The following is a 14,500-nucleotide window of genomic DNA, read 5'->3' as shown; positions in this document are numbered from 1 at the left end:
AAGGGGGATGAGTTTTATGGAAATGGTATTTTATCCTAATGATTTGCTTCGTGTTAAGACAAAACAAATAGATAATATTGATGATAAAATTAGAGATTATGCAAAAAAGATGATAAAATTGATGGATATTAGTGGTGGAGTTGGGCTTGCTGCTCCTCAGGTAGGCCTTGATTTGTCACTTTTTGTAGTTAGAGAGAATAAAATGGCAAGGCCTTTGGTTTTTATTAATCCTTTGATTACAGAGACTTCATATGAGCTTAATTCCTACAAAGAAGGATGTTTAAGTATACCGGGAGTTTATTATGATTTAATGAGGCCTAAGGCTATTGTGGTAAATTTTTATGATGAGAATGGAAAATCTTTTACTATAGAAAATTCTGATTTTTTGGCAAGAATTATTCAGCATGAAATAGACCATTTGAATGGAGTTCTTTTTATTGATTATTACGAAGAAAGGATAAAAAATAAATTGTTAAAGCCTTATATGAGAGAAAGAGGTCTTAAGGCGAGATGAAAATATTTTTTGTAAGCTCCTCTTCTATTGCTTTAGAAGTTTTCAAGGAAATTGTAAAGCATTATGAAGTGGTGGGGGTTTTGACTTTGCCCGATAAGCCTAAGGGCAGAGGACAAAAGTTAAGTCAAAATGTAATAAAGATGGAGGCTATTGCTAAAAATATTAAAGTTTTTGATCCCTTGATTCTTGATGACAATACATTAAATTTAATTAGAGATTTAAATCCAGATTTAATGTTGGTTTTTTCTTATGGCAAAATATTTAAAAAAGAATTTTTGGATATTTTCCCGAATGGGTGTATTAATGTTCATCCTTCTCTTTTGCCCAAGTATAGAGGCGTTTCTCCAATTCAATCTGCAATTTTAAATGGAGACTCTGTTAGCGGTATTACTATTCAGAGCATGGCCTTGGAAATGGATAGTGGCAATATTTTAGTTCAAAAAAAATTTGAAATAAGATCTTATGATACAAGTTATGATATTTTAAAGCTTGTTTCAAGCCTTAGTCCAAGCCTTGTGTTAGAAGCTTTGGAAAAAGTTGGCAAGGGGTTTTTAGGAATTCCTCAAAAATCGAGTGAAGCTACTTTTTGTTCTTTTTTAAAAAAAGAAACGGGATTTATAGATTTTAATCTAAGCGCATTTGAGATTAAAAACAGGATTAATGCATGCAATCCTTGGCCACTTGTGAGAGCTAGGCTTGATTATGGTGACGTTATTTTTCATAGATCTGATTTTTTAAAAATAGATTTATATAAAGAGAAAAAAGTAGGAGAAATTGTTGATTTTAATCCTGAAAGAGGATTATTTGTTAATACCGGAGAAGGGATTCTTTTGCTCTTAGAAGTTCAAAGACCCGGGAAAAAGGTTTTGGATTTTAAATCTTTTTATAATGGGAGTAGGCAATTAATAGGACAAGTGTTTTCTTCAATAGGGGGGATATATTAGTTTTAATAATAATGACAATCTAGAAAATAAATTTTCTAATGAAGAGGAATTGTTTAAAAATAAACTAGATCTGATTCAGAGCGGCAAAAATTGTAATAATGAAGTGCCAATTTTGCCTAAAACTACAATCAAGGCATTACTTTTAGTTATTTTTGGGTCCTTAATTGTTTCTTTTGCGATTTTTTTTATGGTTTTAGAAAACAAGGAGATTGTAGTTGTTCCAAATCTTTATTCTCTTACTATTGAAGATGCTATTATTGAATTGCAGAGAAAAGAGTTGATTCCGCACATTGAATTTAAATTTTCTTCAAGCTCTCTTGACAAAGGAAAAGTGATAGAGCAGGGTCCAAAACCAGGAACTGTTTTAAGGAATGGCAATAAGGTTATAATTTTCATTAGCAAAGGAGCTATAATAAACAGAGTTGATAGTTTTATTGGCAAAAACATTGACGATGTTATCATTAATTTAAAGGCCAATTCTTTTGATAATTCTAAATTACTTTACCATATTGTTGAGCCTCTTGAAGTTGAGAGTGAATTGCCAAAGGGCATAATAATTCGTCAAAATCCATTGCCAGGTAGTCAAATATCAAGTTTAACAGATCTTCAATTTTTAGTTAGTAAGGGTAAAGATCGCTTGGACAAACATGTTAAAAATTATATTGGAATTTATTATAAAGATGCGATTGCTTCTCTTTTAAGTGATAGTATTAGCTTTGATATTGATTTGGCGAATACAGATGATTTTGGAAATATTGTTTTTCAGTCTATTCCAGCTGGAACTAAAATAAATGAATCAGATAAAATTTTAATCACTATTGCAAATCCTAAGGTTGACAATAATATTGTTTTTGGAATTTTGACTTATAAATTAAAGCAACATCCATCTTATGTTGATATATCCGTTAGGTTAAAAGGTTTGGACGGTGAGAATTCTTTGATTTATTCCTTTAAGTCAAAAGGAGGGTTGATTAAATTGCCCTATGAAGCTTATAAAGGCTCTATGATTGAACTTTATATTTATGATAAGCTTATTAACCAAACGGTTATAAATTGACTTAAAATGATAAAAAGTTTTTAACATAAAATCAAATATTAATTAGTTTTGATGCAGTAATGATAGATGCGGCGATTATGGCTGTTTCTGTTCTTAGAATGTTTGGGGATATACTGTAAGAGGAAAAATTATATTGCGTTATTAATTGTTTTTCTTTTTCTGTAAACCCCCTCTCGGGTCCCACAATAATGGTTGCATTGTGTATTTGTTCTATATTAATTAAGTTGTTTTTGCTATTTTTTTCAAGCAATATTTTTATTTCAAAATTTTCTTGTTTAATATATTGAAGACTGTCTTTTAAATTTTTCATAATTTTTATTTTTGGTAAGTGTGTTACTCCCCCTTGCATTGCTCCGGCTACTAAATGTTTTTCGTAATCATTGTTTTTAAAGATTTTAGAATTTAAATATGATTTTTCAGTAAGCTCAGTGTTAAAAAAAATTATTTCGTATATTCCAATGCTAGCAAGTTCTTTTATGATTCTCTTGGCAACAATTGGCCTTATCATTCCAATTAGCACATTTAATTTTTTAAGTTTATTAGATTCTCCTATTTTAAAGATTTTCTTAAAAAATAGTTTTTTATCTTTTTTGTAAACGCAATGGTAAATATTTTTTTCTCCAAGAATGCCAAATTTAAATTTGTCATTATCTTTTAATTTTAAGATTTTAACCAAATGTTCTGCTCTAGTGTCATTGAGTGAAATTCCTGTTTTAAATTCATTAAAAGTTATTAACATTAGATTCATTTCTTATAATTCCTTATTATTAATATTGTATTTGTGATATAATTTTAAGTCGATAGGGGGGCATGTAAATATATGGCTATTTCTTTAACCAAACAAGATTTTGTTGATAAAGTTTTTGATTATAAGAATAATAAGGAGTGGAGTTTTAAAGGCGAAAGGCCTGCAATAATTGATTTTTATGCTGATTGGTGTGGCCCATGTAAAATGCTTTCTCCGATTTTTGAAAAGCTTTCTAAAAAATACAACAACATTATTGATTTTTTCAAAGTAGATACAGAAAAAGAGCAAGATGTTGCTTCTGCACTTGGAGTGCAAAGTCTTCCAACTATTCTTTTTATTCCTGTTGATGGCAAGCCAAAGGTTTCTGTTGGCTTTTTACAAGAAGATGCTTTTGAAAATATAATTAAGGATTTTTTTGGTTTTTAGTTTGCAAAATAAAATAATTTAATTGCTATAGCAATTGATGCATATTTGTAAGTTATATATGTATTATTCTAAGGTATAGTTAATTTGTCAAAATCCGATTTGAATTTATTAGTAGAAAATATTAAGTTTGAGCATCTTAGTATTTTTTATGATTTTATTTTATCTGTTTTGCATGCTCTTTCTATTAGTGATTTTGAACTTTCAGTTATTCTTTGTGATAATGTTTATATACAAAAATTGAACAGTAAATTTAGAAACAAGAATGAGCCAACCGATGTTCTTTCTTTTAATTATAATGAACATAATGAACTTAACGAAGATTTGGGTGATGGTATAAATTATAAAATACAAGGAGATCTTATAATATCTTTTGAATATTTAAAGTTTAGTTCTCAAGAGTTTAATGTTGAAATTTATGAAGAACTTCAGCGTGTCACTATTCATGGGATTTTACATTTAATGGGATATAAACATGAAACTAATGATTTTAAAAAGGAAGGTATGTTGATTCTTCAAGAAAATATCTTAAGAAAAAATAAAAGGGTATTTTAGATGTTGGGATTTTTTAATTTTAAAAACAAAAAAAAGAAAAAAGGAAGCCCAAAAAATGATCTTGAAGATAAGTCGAATATTGAAACTTCTTTGATAAAAAATTTCAATTCCCTTAAAGAGACCATTGTAAAAGAGATTATGATTCCTAGGATAGGGGTTATATTTGTTGATTATGCTAAGAGCAAGGACGACCTTTTAAAGGTTGTAACATCTAGCACTCATTCAAGATTTCCTGTGTATCATGGTACTATTGACAATATTGTTGGAATAATTCGCGCAAGAGACATACTATTGCATATGTGTAAAAAAGATTTCTATGAAATAGATTTAAAAGATATTATGCGAAAGGTGATGTTTGTCCCTGAAAGCAAAAAAACTGATTCTCTTTTAAAAGAATTTCAAGAAAATCATGTTCATATAGCAATTGTAGTTGATGAGTATGGTGGGGTTTCAGGGCTTGTAACTCTTGAAGATATTCTTGAAGAGATAGTAGGTGACATTCAGGATGAATTTGACAATGAACTTGATGAAATAGTTCGTCTTGATGATGGGTCTTATCTTTGCGATGCGAGAATTTTAATAGAGGATTTGAATGAGAAGCTTAATTTAAATTTGCCAAATGGAGACTTTGATACTCTTGGTGGTTTCGTTTATGATCTTTTTGGGAGGATTCCTTTGAAAAATGAAAAGGTTGAATATAGCAATTTGGTTTTTTCGATTAAAAATATGCATCAAAGAAATATTAAGGTTATAAAGATTTCCGAGAAGGAAGGTTTATGAATTTTAATCGATTTTTAATATTATTCCTTTTTAATTTTGGTGTTTTGTTGGGCAGTGAAACTACAGCATTGGGGCATTATCAAAAGGCTCATGAGTATTATTTATCTAAAAGGTATTATGATGCTATTGATGAGCTTATTGAGGCTATAAAAATTAATCCTAATTATTATGAAGCCTATAAATTTATTGCATCAATTTATTATTCTCTTAAGATATATACTCAAGCACAATTTTTCATAGAGAAAGCTTATAAAATGTCTAACGAAGACACCGAATATAAAATTCTTTATGCAAATATATTATTAAAAAATAATAAAATTGATCAAGCAAAAAAAATCTATTCTGAAGTTTTAGTTAAACAGAGGAATAATATTGATGCTTTGGTTGGACTTGCTTCAATTTTTGAAAAAAATGGATTATTTATAGCTGCTGCTAATTATTACTTATCTATTCTTGATTATAGTCAAAATAATTATAGTGCGTTTGAACATCTTATTGATATTTATCAAAGGTTAGGAATGCATGATAAGATTAGACATTTGATAAATAAAGTTAGGGTAAATTTTTTATCTTTTCCAGATTTTCATAAAAGAGTAGCTGAATTTTATATTAACATTAATAATTTGGGACTTGCTGAAAAGTATGCTTTAAATTATTTAGCGTTAATTGAAAGTTCTTACAAAGATCTTGGAGTTGTTGATGCATATCGGTTGCTTGCGATTGTTTATTTGCATGAATTTAAATATGAGGATGCAATAGAAACATTACAAAAAGCTATTTTGGTTAATAAAGATTCTGATGAGCTTTATTATTTGTTGGGGTATTCTTACTTAAAATTTGGGGATGTTGAAAAAGCTATTTTAAATTTGGAGCGAGCTAAAAATCTTAAAAAAGATTTAGAATTTTATAATATTGCTCTTGAAGAGAGTTTTTTTGTATCTAATTTTAGAAATTTTTCGAAAAATAATTCCAATGTTAAAATTTCTAAACATTATGAAAATGAGGGGCTTAAAGCTTTTAAATCTTTAAATTTAAACAAAGCATTGTTTAATGTAAAAAATGCTGTTGATATTTGGCCTGATAATGATAGTGCTAGGTTTTTACTTTCAAAAATATACAAGCTTATGAATTTAGATATTATGGCTTATGAGCAGCTTTTTTATTTAGTAAAACAAAGAAATTCTACTGATTCTAGAGTTTTGGATTTTTATGATGTTGTGTCTTTTGATGTTAGAAAGTCTTTATTTTATAAATACGGATATAAAAGCATTGCTGATTTTAATAAGCTTTACGATGACAGGATGGTTTATAAAATAGCTATTTTTACTCAAAGTGAGAATAAGTTTTTTGGAGCAAACGATTTAATATTAAGATGTGCTGAAAGGGTGCTTGAGCGCAATTTAAACATAGAAATAGTTAATTATAATTTTGATTACAATAAAAATAAAGACTATCTTATTAATAATTTTTCCGAAGGATTTTCTTATTCAAGAAATAATAATTTGGATTTATTTTTAATTTTTGATTTTAAGGCAGATATTTTAAAAAATACAGCTACTTTGGTAGCGAATGTTTTTTCGGGGAAAACGGGGATTAAGGTTGGTTCTTTCTCTTATAATGTGGGGGGTGTTAATTATTTAAGCAATGCTTTAAATTCCCTTTCTAAAGATTTTCATGATTATTTGCCTAAAAAAGGAAAGATCCTTCAAATTAAAAATGACGATGCCCTTATTAATCTTGGCCAAGTAAACGGTGTTGTAAAGGGTGATGTTTTTTTGATTCTTAAAGAAGGTGCTTTAAATAGTGATGCTAAAGATTCTAGTTTTATTGTTTACAAAAGATCAGATATTTTGGGAGAGATTTTAATTGAGGATATAGGCGATTATATTGCTAGAGGCACCGTAAAATCTTCTACATTTTTAAAGGATTGTATTCAAGAAGGAGCCACTGTGCTTGTAAAAAGATAGTTTGACACTTGTTATTAGTTTATGATTTAATAATTCTAGTAAGAATAAAATCAAAAAATTGGAGGATTTTGTATGAAATTGGCTATTAATGGTTTTGGTCGTATTGGTAGAAATGTTTTTAAGATTGCTTTTGAAAGAGGAATTGATGTTGTTGCAATAAATGATTTGACAGATCCTAAAACCCTAGCACATCTTTTAAAGTATGATTCGACCTTTGGAGTATATAATAAAAAAATTGAGTCAAGAGATGGCGCTATTGTTGTGGATGGAAGAGAAATAAAAATTATTGCTGAGAGAGACCCAAAAAATCTTCCTTGGGGAAAGCTTGGAATTGATGTTGTAATTGAATCAACAGGTGTTTTTTCATCAGCAACTAGTGATAAAGGAGGATATCTTGATCATGTAAGTCATGCTGGAGCTAAGAAAGTTATTTTAACAGTTCCTGCTAAGGATGATATTAAAACAATAGTTCTTGGTGTAAATGATCACGATATTAATTCTGATTTAAAAGCTGTGTCAAATGCTTCATGCACAACTAATTGTTTAGCTCCTCTTGCAAAAGTGCTTCATGAATCATTTGGAATTGAACAAGGACTTATGACAACTGTTCATGCCTATACTAATGATCAAAGAATTTTGGATCTTCCCCATTCTGATCTTAGACGAGCAAGGGCTGCTGCGCTTTCTATTATTCCAACTTCAACTGGTGCTGCAAAAGCAGTTGGGCTTGTTTTGCCTGAACTTAAAGGAAAGTTGAATGGGACTTCAATGAGAGTGCCTGTGCCAACAGGTTCAATTGTTGATCTTACAGTTCAACTCAAGAAAAAAAATGTTACAAAAGAAGAGATTAATTCTGTTCTTAAAAAGGCATCAGAAACACCTGAGCTTAAAGGTATTTTGGGATATACAGAAGATCCAATTGTATCTTCAGATATAAAAGGCAATTCCCATTCTTCTATTGTTGATGGTTTAGAAACAATGGTTCTTGGAAATGGATTTGCAAAGGTGTTGTCATGGTATGATAATGAGTTTGGATATTCTACAAGAGTAGTTGATCTTGCTCAAAAATTGGTAAAATAAGTATAAATGTTTGTAAGGTAAAAAAATGTCAATAAAAACAGTAAAAGACTTTAATAACTTTGCGGGCAAGCGAGCTTTAGTAAGATGTGATTTTAATGTTCCCCTAAAAGAGGGGAGCATTAGCGATGATACTAGAATTAAGTCCGCATTGCCTACAATAGAGTATTTAAAAGAAAGAGGCGCTAGAATTGTACTTGTAAGTCATTTAGGTAGACCAGAAGGCAAAAAAAATCTTAAATATTCTCTTAAACCCGTTGCTAATAGATTGTCAGAGCTTTTAAATCAGGATGTCAAGATGCTTTCTGATTGCATTGGAAGCGAAATTGTAAATAATACTTTGCAAATGAAGGATGGCGATATTGTATTGCTTGAAAATGTAAGGTTTTATGCAGAAGAAGAAAAAAACGATAAAAATTTTGCAAAAAAACTTTCTGAGAATGGAGATGTTTTTGTAAATGATGCTTTTGGTGCAGCTCATAGGGCTCATGCTTCAACAGTAGGGGTTTCTGATTATTTGCCGTCTGTTGGTGGATTTTTAATGGAAAAAGAAGACAAATTTCTTGGAGGAGTATTAAAAAATCCCGAAAAGCCATTTGTTTCAATTATTGGTGGGTCTAAGGTTTCTTCAAAGATTGCAGTACTGGAATCACTTTTGTCAAAGTCAGATGTAGTTGTGATTGGTGGTGGAATGGCTTATACTTTTTTGCATTCTAAAGGATATTCTATAGGCAAATCTCTTTTAGAGGGCGAATATATTGATGTAGCGTCTTCTTTTTTAAAGAAAGCAAAAGAATTGGGTGTTAAAGTAATTTTACCACTTGATCACATTGTAGCGAGTGATTTTAATAAAAATTCTACTCCTGAGTATATTAATTCCTTTAATATTCCTGAAAACAAGATTGGCATGGATGTTGGAAGCAATACTTTAAAAGAAATTGAACAGGTTGTAAAAACTGCCAAAACTATAATTTGGAATGGCCCTCTTGGTGTGTTTGAATTTGATTTGTTTTCAAAAGGAACTGCGAAGGTTGCCGAAATGGTAGCATCTTGCTCAGGTTTAACTGTTGTTGGTGGTGGAGATTCTGTTGCAGCTGTTAATAAATTTAATTTATCTGACAAGATTACTCATGTTTCAACAGGTGGTGGAGCATCACTCGAATATCTTGAAGGTAGGATTTTGCCAGGTATTAAGGTTTTGGAGAAGTAAAGTGAGAAAAACGTTTTTAGCGGGAAATTGGAAAATGAATTATACAAGTGCAGAAGCTTCTATTGTTGCAAAAAAAATTGCAACCGAAGTTAAAGCCTTAAAAGATGATTTTGTAATAATGATAGCTCCCCCATTTACGGCGTTGTCTAAGGTTTCAGAATGTATTAAGGGCAGTAATATTCTTCTTGGGGCTCAAAACATGTCTTATATGGAAAGTGGAGCAAGGACAAGCGAAATTTCGCCTTCAATGCTTTTAGAATTTGGAGTAGAATATGTTATACTTGGTCATTCTGAATGTAGATTGTATTTAGCAGAAACAGATGAAATAATAAATAAAAAGATTCTTACAGGACTTAAGCATTCTTTCAAGTACTTAATTCTTTGTGTTGGAGAAACTCTTGATGAGAGAGATTCTGGAAAAACTTTAGATGTTGTTTTAAATCAGGTTAAAAAGGGATTAGATGGTGTTTCTGAATCGGATATTAAAAGAATAATTTTAGCTTATGAGCCTGTTTGGGCAATTGGAACGGGTAAAACGGCAACTAAAGAAGAAGCAGAAGAGGTTCATAGGGCAATTAGGCTTGAGATTATGAAGCTTTATTCAAAGTCAGCTTCAGATAATATTATAATTCAGTATGGAGGCTCTGTTAATTCAAGCAATGTAAAAGAGCTTATGAATGAGCCCAATATTGATGGTGCGTTAATAGGTGGAGCATCCTTGAAGGCAGAATCTTTTTTATCTATAATTAATAATGTTTGTTAGTTAAAGAGGTTTGTTTTGGATCTAGTTAGATTTTGTGTTTTTATATTTTTTTTTATTGTTTCAATTTTTATTATCCTTTTAGTTTTAATTCAAGATGAGCAGGGTGATGGAATAGGTGGTGTTTTTGGAGGCGGTAGTTCTTCTATTTTTGGGGCAAAGTCTTCAAGCGTTGCTGTAAAAATTACTGGATTTTTTATAGCGCTATTTTTTATCTTTGTAATTTTGTTATCTTTTATGAATACCAGAAGAGCAGATAACAGTTTTCTAAATGACATAAAGACGGAAGATAAGAATAGTTCAACTTTTTGGGATAATGAGAATAATGAATCAGATACTAATATTAATGAAATTGAAGAAAAAAATGTGAAAGAAAAATAATTTAAATTGATTGCTGTTGTGCTATTTAATGAAAAAGTATTTGCCTAGAGAGTTTTTTCCTTAGGTTAAATAATTTTAAATTATAACTATTATTAAATTTATCGATTTTATTGAAAGTTTATTTTATTTTTATTGTGTTTTTTTAAATAATGTAAAGCAGTGCTAAAATGGTTTGATCCCAAAAATCCATTGTTTGCTGAATATGGAGATGGATGGCTTGTTTCAAGAATTAGATGCTTTGATGGATCAATGAGATTTTTTTTACTTCTTGCGAAATTGCCCCAGAGCATGAATACAATGTTTTTCAAATTTTTAGAGATTATTTTTATTACTTCATCTGTGAAAATTTCCCATCCAATGGCTTTATGAGAAGAAGGTTTACCTTCTTCGACCGTTAAGATTGTATTTATTAGGAATACACCTTGAACCGCCCATCTTTTTAAATCTCCGTTTGGGATGGTTTTTATTTTTAAACTTTTTTCTATTTCTTTGAATATGTTTTGCAAAGACGGCGGAATTTTTATTTCTGAATCTACAGAAAAAGCAAGTCCATTTGCTTGGTTTTTGCCATGATATGGATCTTGTCCAATGATTACCACTTTTATGTCTTCAAATGGTAAGGAATCAAAAGCATTAAATATAAGTTTTGGAGGAGGAAATATTTTCCCTTTTTTTGTTTTATATTCATGTTTTATAAATTTTACAAGTTTTTTAAAGTATTCTTTGTTAAATTCATTGTGTAAAACTTCTTTCCAAGATTCTTCAATTTTTACTTCCATTTTTGTATTATATAAAAAATAGTTTGTAATTTGAAATATATTGTAGAATTGCTTTACTGTTTTTAAAAATTTGATTTTTATTATGAATGACGATGTATTAAAAAGAATAGGCATTTTGTCTGAATTTATTACGGATGAAAAAAAAGCTAAGATTGAGGAAGTATTAAATCGTCGCACCAATTATTTAACATTTGTGCTTGAAGATATTTTTCATTCTCAAAACGCAAGTGCTACTATTAGAACAGGTGAAATTTTAGGACTTAGTGATATTCATGTTATTGAAAAAAAGAATAAGTACACTTTAAATCCAGAAGTTACTTTAGGATCTTCGCAATGGACAAATGTAAATAAGTATAAAGATACTAAGTTTGCAATTGATAAGTTAAAATCTGATGGATATAGCATAGTGGCCACATCCTTGAATGAACAGTCAATAAATCTTGAAAATTTTCCAATTAACAATAAAATGGCGGTGTTTTTTGGAACAGAGCTAACAGGGCTTAGTGCAGAAGCTTTGGAAGCCGCCGATTTATATGTGAAAATACCCATGTATGGATTTACTCAAAGTTATAATATTTCTGTAGCTGTTGCGATAGTTATGTATTCTTTATCGATTCGCTTAAGAAAAAGTGGCATTGATTACTTATTAAATGAATTTGAGAAATCAAATTTGAGATTAAAATACTATAGACAAGTTGTTAAAAATTATCAACTTATTGAAAATCTTATTAATTTTTAAACTTCTCTTATTTTTTTCCAAGAATTTAAAAATAGATAAAAAATGGTATCGATTGTAATTATTGCTAATGTGATAATTAGAGAACCTTTTGTAAGTTCAATATTTTTTGTTTCGGGGTAGTATTTAAATATTGTATTTATAGATATTGAAATTAGTAAATTAGCAATATATCCAGAAATTAGCCTTGATAGAGGATGAATGATCCATAAAGCTTTTATTTTTATTTGTTTAAAATAATTGTACAGTAAGATGTTTATATATTGGGATAGAAAAAACACATACGTTCCAATTAATATTGTTAAAATGTATGTAAAGTTATTGAACAGCATTTTAAAATGAATATCTGAAGTGTCTAATATATTATGATTGAATACTATCATAAAATTAATCATAATTGTAAAAGTTATGTTTAGCAAAAGACTTAATATTACGGAATTTGTTGCTTCTTTTTTGTTATATTTTTCTACCATTAAATTTAAAGAGAATAATGCCGATAAAAAAGTAATACCCGATAAATTTAAGGACATTCCAAATGCTTTTAAATCTCTTAGTATTATAATATTTGATATTGTTGAAACAATTGCATTGAAACAAAAAAGGCCAGATTTTCCGAAAAATCGGTAAAGAATTCCCAACGTTATATATGTAAAAAGAAGTACTCCTGCCCACAAGTTTAAATCAAACAAATCTTTATTCATAGCATTTAATTGTACCAAATTAATTATTTTAGATAAAGTTAAACTTTTTTATTTTTGAAGCTTTATATATTTTGCAAAATATATAAAAGGTGTTCCTAAAATTCCCGCTAAACCTTTAATTATGTATGTGGAAATTACTATATCTATAAAAGCCTGCTTTGGAAATACTTTAAAATAGGTTGCTATGCTTACAAAAATTATTGTATCTATTAAGCCACTTATTAGCGTAGATCCATTGGTTCTAAAAAATAAGAACTTGGGGAATTTTTTTTTAATGAATTGGTATAGGTATACATCGTTTAATTGGGATACTAGGTATGCAACAAGAGAGGCTAATAGTAAAGCCGGTATTGAAGAAAAAATGTTTTCTAAACTTTTAAAATTTTCTTGAGTTCTATTTGACATAAAGTGAATTTGGGCATTTGTTAATACTGCAAAGACAATGAAGCTGATAAACCCAATATAAACTGCTTTTTTTGAAATTTTTTTTCCGTAAAATTCTGAGAGAATATCTGTTGCAATATATGATGATGCATAAATAATGTTGCCCAATGTAGCATTAAGTCCGAATATTGTAATTTGTTTTAAAACTTGAATGTTTGATATAATAATTGCTACTGCAACCCACGCAAATAATCCGTTTTTTTTAAAAAAAAGGAAGATAATAATCAAAAATGAATAAGTAGTAATTAGCATGGCAAACCATAAAATTTCATTAAACATAAAATTCTCTTTTAGTAGTAATATTGGATTTACTATTATAAAATTTTAGCTTAGTTTTTGCAAATAGGGTAGTATTGTTGTTTGCTTGAAGCTATGATAAAATTGATGTACATGGGGGATGTTTTGGATTTGACTGAAAATGCTAATATTATAAGTCGCAGGCAGAGGGAATCTCTTAAAACTTCTAAAATAAATGCAAAAAATAATAACTTTACAAGCTCAAACCTTGTAATGGCTGCTTAAGTTAGCAGAGAGTTTTGTTGAATTTGGCTTTGAGATTCACTTATACTCTTTTCGACATCAAAGCTTGCTTAAAAATATTTTCAAGTTGATTTTTAGGGACTTTTATACTTGAGAGCAATTTGGCGGTTTGCTAGTATTTCCAAACCATATTGCTTAATAAAATACTAGATAAGCTTGTAGAAGCCTATAGTATTGTTTTTAGGACGCGGGTTCAATTCCCGCCATCTCCATTTATTTTATTCTTTTGATTGTCTTTAAGTGCAATTTCTAAAAAGCATTGCTAAATTTAGAAATTGTATAATTATTTAAAGCGTCCTATCGGAATCGAACCGACATCATTAGCTTGGAAGGCTAAGGTAATAGCCATTATACGAAGGACGCAAAACAATACTTTACTTATATAAAAAAAATCAATTTATGTCAATAAGATTTTATTGCAATGTTATTTTTGGCTAGCAATTTTTTTTTTAAATAAGTACAATTAATTTAACTTAAATGTAGTCAAGTACAAAAACTTGTGTGGAGGAAATTGATGGGAGAGAGAGGGGAAGTATACTCTGAGAAACTGTTTACAGAGTCTGAGAGAACTTATTTTTTTAATGTCAAGGAAAATAGAAAAGGGGATTATTTTTTAAATATTGTGGAGAGCAAAAGAAGTCCAAGTGGAGATTTTGAAAGACATTCTATTTTTGTATATGAAGAAAATATAAGCGAGTTTGAATCCAATTTGCTTAAGGCAATAGCGGTTATTAAGCAGAAAGTGTCTACAGGATCTAGCGGTTCTTCTGCAAGGCATAATAAGGGGTATGAGGAATATGGAGAGAGATCTAAATTAGACGATTCTAGATTTCAGAAGAAATCTTATTTGTCAGGCGGGCGATTTAAAAAGAAGGATTATTAAT

The 14,500-nt window shown here is 29.4% G+C and carries 17 protein-coding genes, 1 tRNA gene and 1 other RNA gene; 14 read left to right on the top strand and 5 right to left on the bottom strand.

Annotated features, from left to right (window positions below; all coding sequences use genetic code 11):
• Positions 1–16: 16 nt before the first annotated feature.
• From def to QIA27_RS00825, 3 genes are read left to right on the top strand one after another with little or no spacing between them, the layout of a single operon-like run.
• Complete coding sequence (def, locus tag QIA27_RS00835) at positions 17–514, top strand: peptide deformylase (protein ID WP_301403446.1); 498 nt, start codon at positions 17–19, stop codon at positions 512–514.
• Positions 511–1,458, top strand: coding sequence for a methionyl-tRNA formyltransferase (gene fmt, locus QIA27_RS00830; RefSeq protein ID WP_301403445.1), 948 nt, complete (start codon positions 511–513; stop codon positions 1,456–1,458). The genes def and fmt overlap by 4 nt, the downstream gene beginning before the upstream one ends.
• A gap of 49 nt (positions 1,459–1,507) precedes the next feature.
• Positions 1,508–2,515: a PASTA domain-containing protein gene (locus QIA27_RS00825; RefSeq protein WP_301386199.1), complete on the top strand. Its 1,008-nt coding sequence runs from the start codon at positions 1,508–1,510 to the stop codon at positions 2,513–2,515.
• A 31-nt stretch (positions 2,516–2,546) separates the two neighbouring features.
• On the opposite strand, the gene QIA27_RS00820 is transcribed toward QIA27_RS00825, so the two are convergent.
• The gene (locus QIA27_RS00820; RefSeq protein WP_301403444.1) at positions 2,547–3,263 is read right to left on the bottom strand and encodes a 16S rRNA (uracil(1498)-N(3))-methyltransferase; all 717 of its coding nucleotides are present in this window, start codon (positions 3,261–3,263) and stop codon (positions 2,547–2,549) included.
• Between the two features lie 72 nt (positions 3,264–3,335).
• On the opposite strand from QIA27_RS00820, the gene trxA reads away from it, so the two are divergent.
• From trxA to secG, 8 genes are all read left to right on the top strand, one after another.
• The gene (trxA, locus tag QIA27_RS00815; RefSeq protein WP_301386197.1) at positions 3,336–3,689 is read left to right on the top strand and encodes a thioredoxin; all 354 of its coding nucleotides are present in this window, start codon (positions 3,336–3,338) and stop codon (positions 3,687–3,689) included.
• Between the two features lie 84 nt (positions 3,690–3,773).
• Positions 3,774–4,241, top strand: a complete 468-nt coding sequence (ybeY, locus tag QIA27_RS00810) for an rRNA maturation RNase YbeY (protein WP_301386196.1) — start codon at positions 3,774–3,776, stop codon at positions 4,239–4,241.
• Positions 4,242–5,021, top strand: a complete 780-nt coding sequence (locus QIA27_RS00805) for a hemolysin family protein (RefSeq protein ID WP_301403443.1) — start codon at positions 4,242–4,244, stop codon at positions 5,019–5,021. It begins immediately after the preceding gene.
• A complete protein-coding gene (locus QIA27_RS00800; protein ID WP_301403442.1) occupies positions 5,018–6,988 on the top strand; it encodes a tetratricopeptide repeat protein in 1,971 nt (656 codons plus the stop codon). Before QIA27_RS00805 ends, QIA27_RS00800 begins: the two co-directional genes overlap by 4 nt.
• Before the next feature lie 72 nt (positions 6,989–7,060).
• Positions 7,061–8,068, top strand: coding sequence for a type I glyceraldehyde-3-phosphate dehydrogenase (gene gap / locus QIA27_RS00795; RefSeq protein WP_301386194.1), 1,008 nt, complete (start codon positions 7,061–7,063; stop codon positions 8,066–8,068).
• Positions 8,069–8,093: 25 nt separating this feature from the next.
• Positions 8,094–9,275 (top strand): phosphoglycerate kinase, encoded by a 1,182-nt coding sequence (locus QIA27_RS00790; RefSeq protein WP_301386193.1) that lies wholly within the window; start codon positions 8,094–8,096, stop codon positions 9,273–9,275.
• A 1-nt stretch (position 9,276) separates the two neighbouring features.
• Complete coding sequence (tpiA, locus tag QIA27_RS00785; protein WP_301353358.1) at positions 9,277–10,038, top strand: triose-phosphate isomerase; 762 nt, start codon at positions 9,277–9,279, stop codon at positions 10,036–10,038.
• Positions 10,039–10,053: 15 nt separating this feature from the next.
• Positions 10,054–10,416, top strand: a complete 363-nt coding sequence (gene secG / locus QIA27_RS00780) for a preprotein translocase subunit SecG (protein ID WP_301386192.1) — start codon at positions 10,054–10,056, stop codon at positions 10,414–10,416.
• Between the two features lie 107 nt (positions 10,417–10,523).
• On the opposite strand, the gene ung is transcribed toward secG, so the two are convergent.
• Positions 10,524–11,195 (bottom strand): uracil-DNA glycosylase, encoded by a 672-nt coding sequence (ung, locus tag QIA27_RS00775; protein ID WP_301353356.1) that lies wholly within the window; start codon positions 11,193–11,195, stop codon positions 10,524–10,526.
• Positions 11,196–11,277: 82 nt separating this feature from the next.
• Here ung and QIA27_RS00770 point away from each other — a divergent pair, with 82 nt between their 5' ends.
• Positions 11,278–11,934: a TrmH family RNA methyltransferase gene (locus QIA27_RS00770; RefSeq protein WP_301403441.1), complete on the top strand. Its 657-nt coding sequence runs from the start codon at positions 11,278–11,280 to the stop codon at positions 11,932–11,934.
• Here QIA27_RS00770 and QIA27_RS00765 read toward each other — a convergent pair.
• Positions 11,931–12,632 (bottom strand): queuosine precursor transporter, encoded by a 702-nt coding sequence (locus QIA27_RS00765; RefSeq protein WP_301353354.1) that lies wholly within the window; start codon positions 12,630–12,632, stop codon positions 11,931–11,933. The genes QIA27_RS00770 and QIA27_RS00765 overlap by 4 nt on opposite strands.
• Positions 12,633–12,680: 48 nt before the next feature.
• Complete coding sequence (locus QIA27_RS00760; protein ID WP_301403440.1) at positions 12,681–13,355, bottom strand: queuosine precursor transporter; 675 nt, start codon at positions 13,353–13,355, stop codon at positions 12,681–12,683.
• Between the two features lie 114 nt (positions 13,356–13,469).
• Here QIA27_RS00760 and ssrA point away from each other — a divergent pair.
• Positions 13,470–13,831, top strand: a transfer-messenger RNA (tmRNA) gene (gene ssrA, locus QIA27_RS00755).
• A gap of 76 nt (positions 13,832–13,907) precedes the next feature.
• On the opposite strand, the gene QIA27_RS00750 is transcribed toward ssrA, so the two are convergent.
• Positions 13,908–13,979 (bottom strand) — tRNA-Gly (locus QIA27_RS00750).
• Positions 13,980–14,130: 151 nt separating this feature from the next.
• Here QIA27_RS00750 and bpuR point away from each other — a divergent pair.
• Positions 14,131–14,499, top strand: a complete 369-nt coding sequence (gene bpuR, locus QIA27_RS00745) for a transcriptional regulator BpuR (RefSeq protein ID WP_301353352.1) — start codon at positions 14,131–14,133, stop codon at positions 14,497–14,499.
• Position 14,500 lies beyond the last annotated feature (1 nt).

The organism is [Borrelia] tanukii (assembly GCF_030439725.2).
In the GTDB taxonomy this organism is placed as follows: Bacteria; Spirochaetota; Spirochaetia; order Borreliales; family Borreliaceae; genus Borreliella; species Borreliella tanukii.
This window is presented reverse-complemented; position numbering and strand designations above follow the sequence as displayed.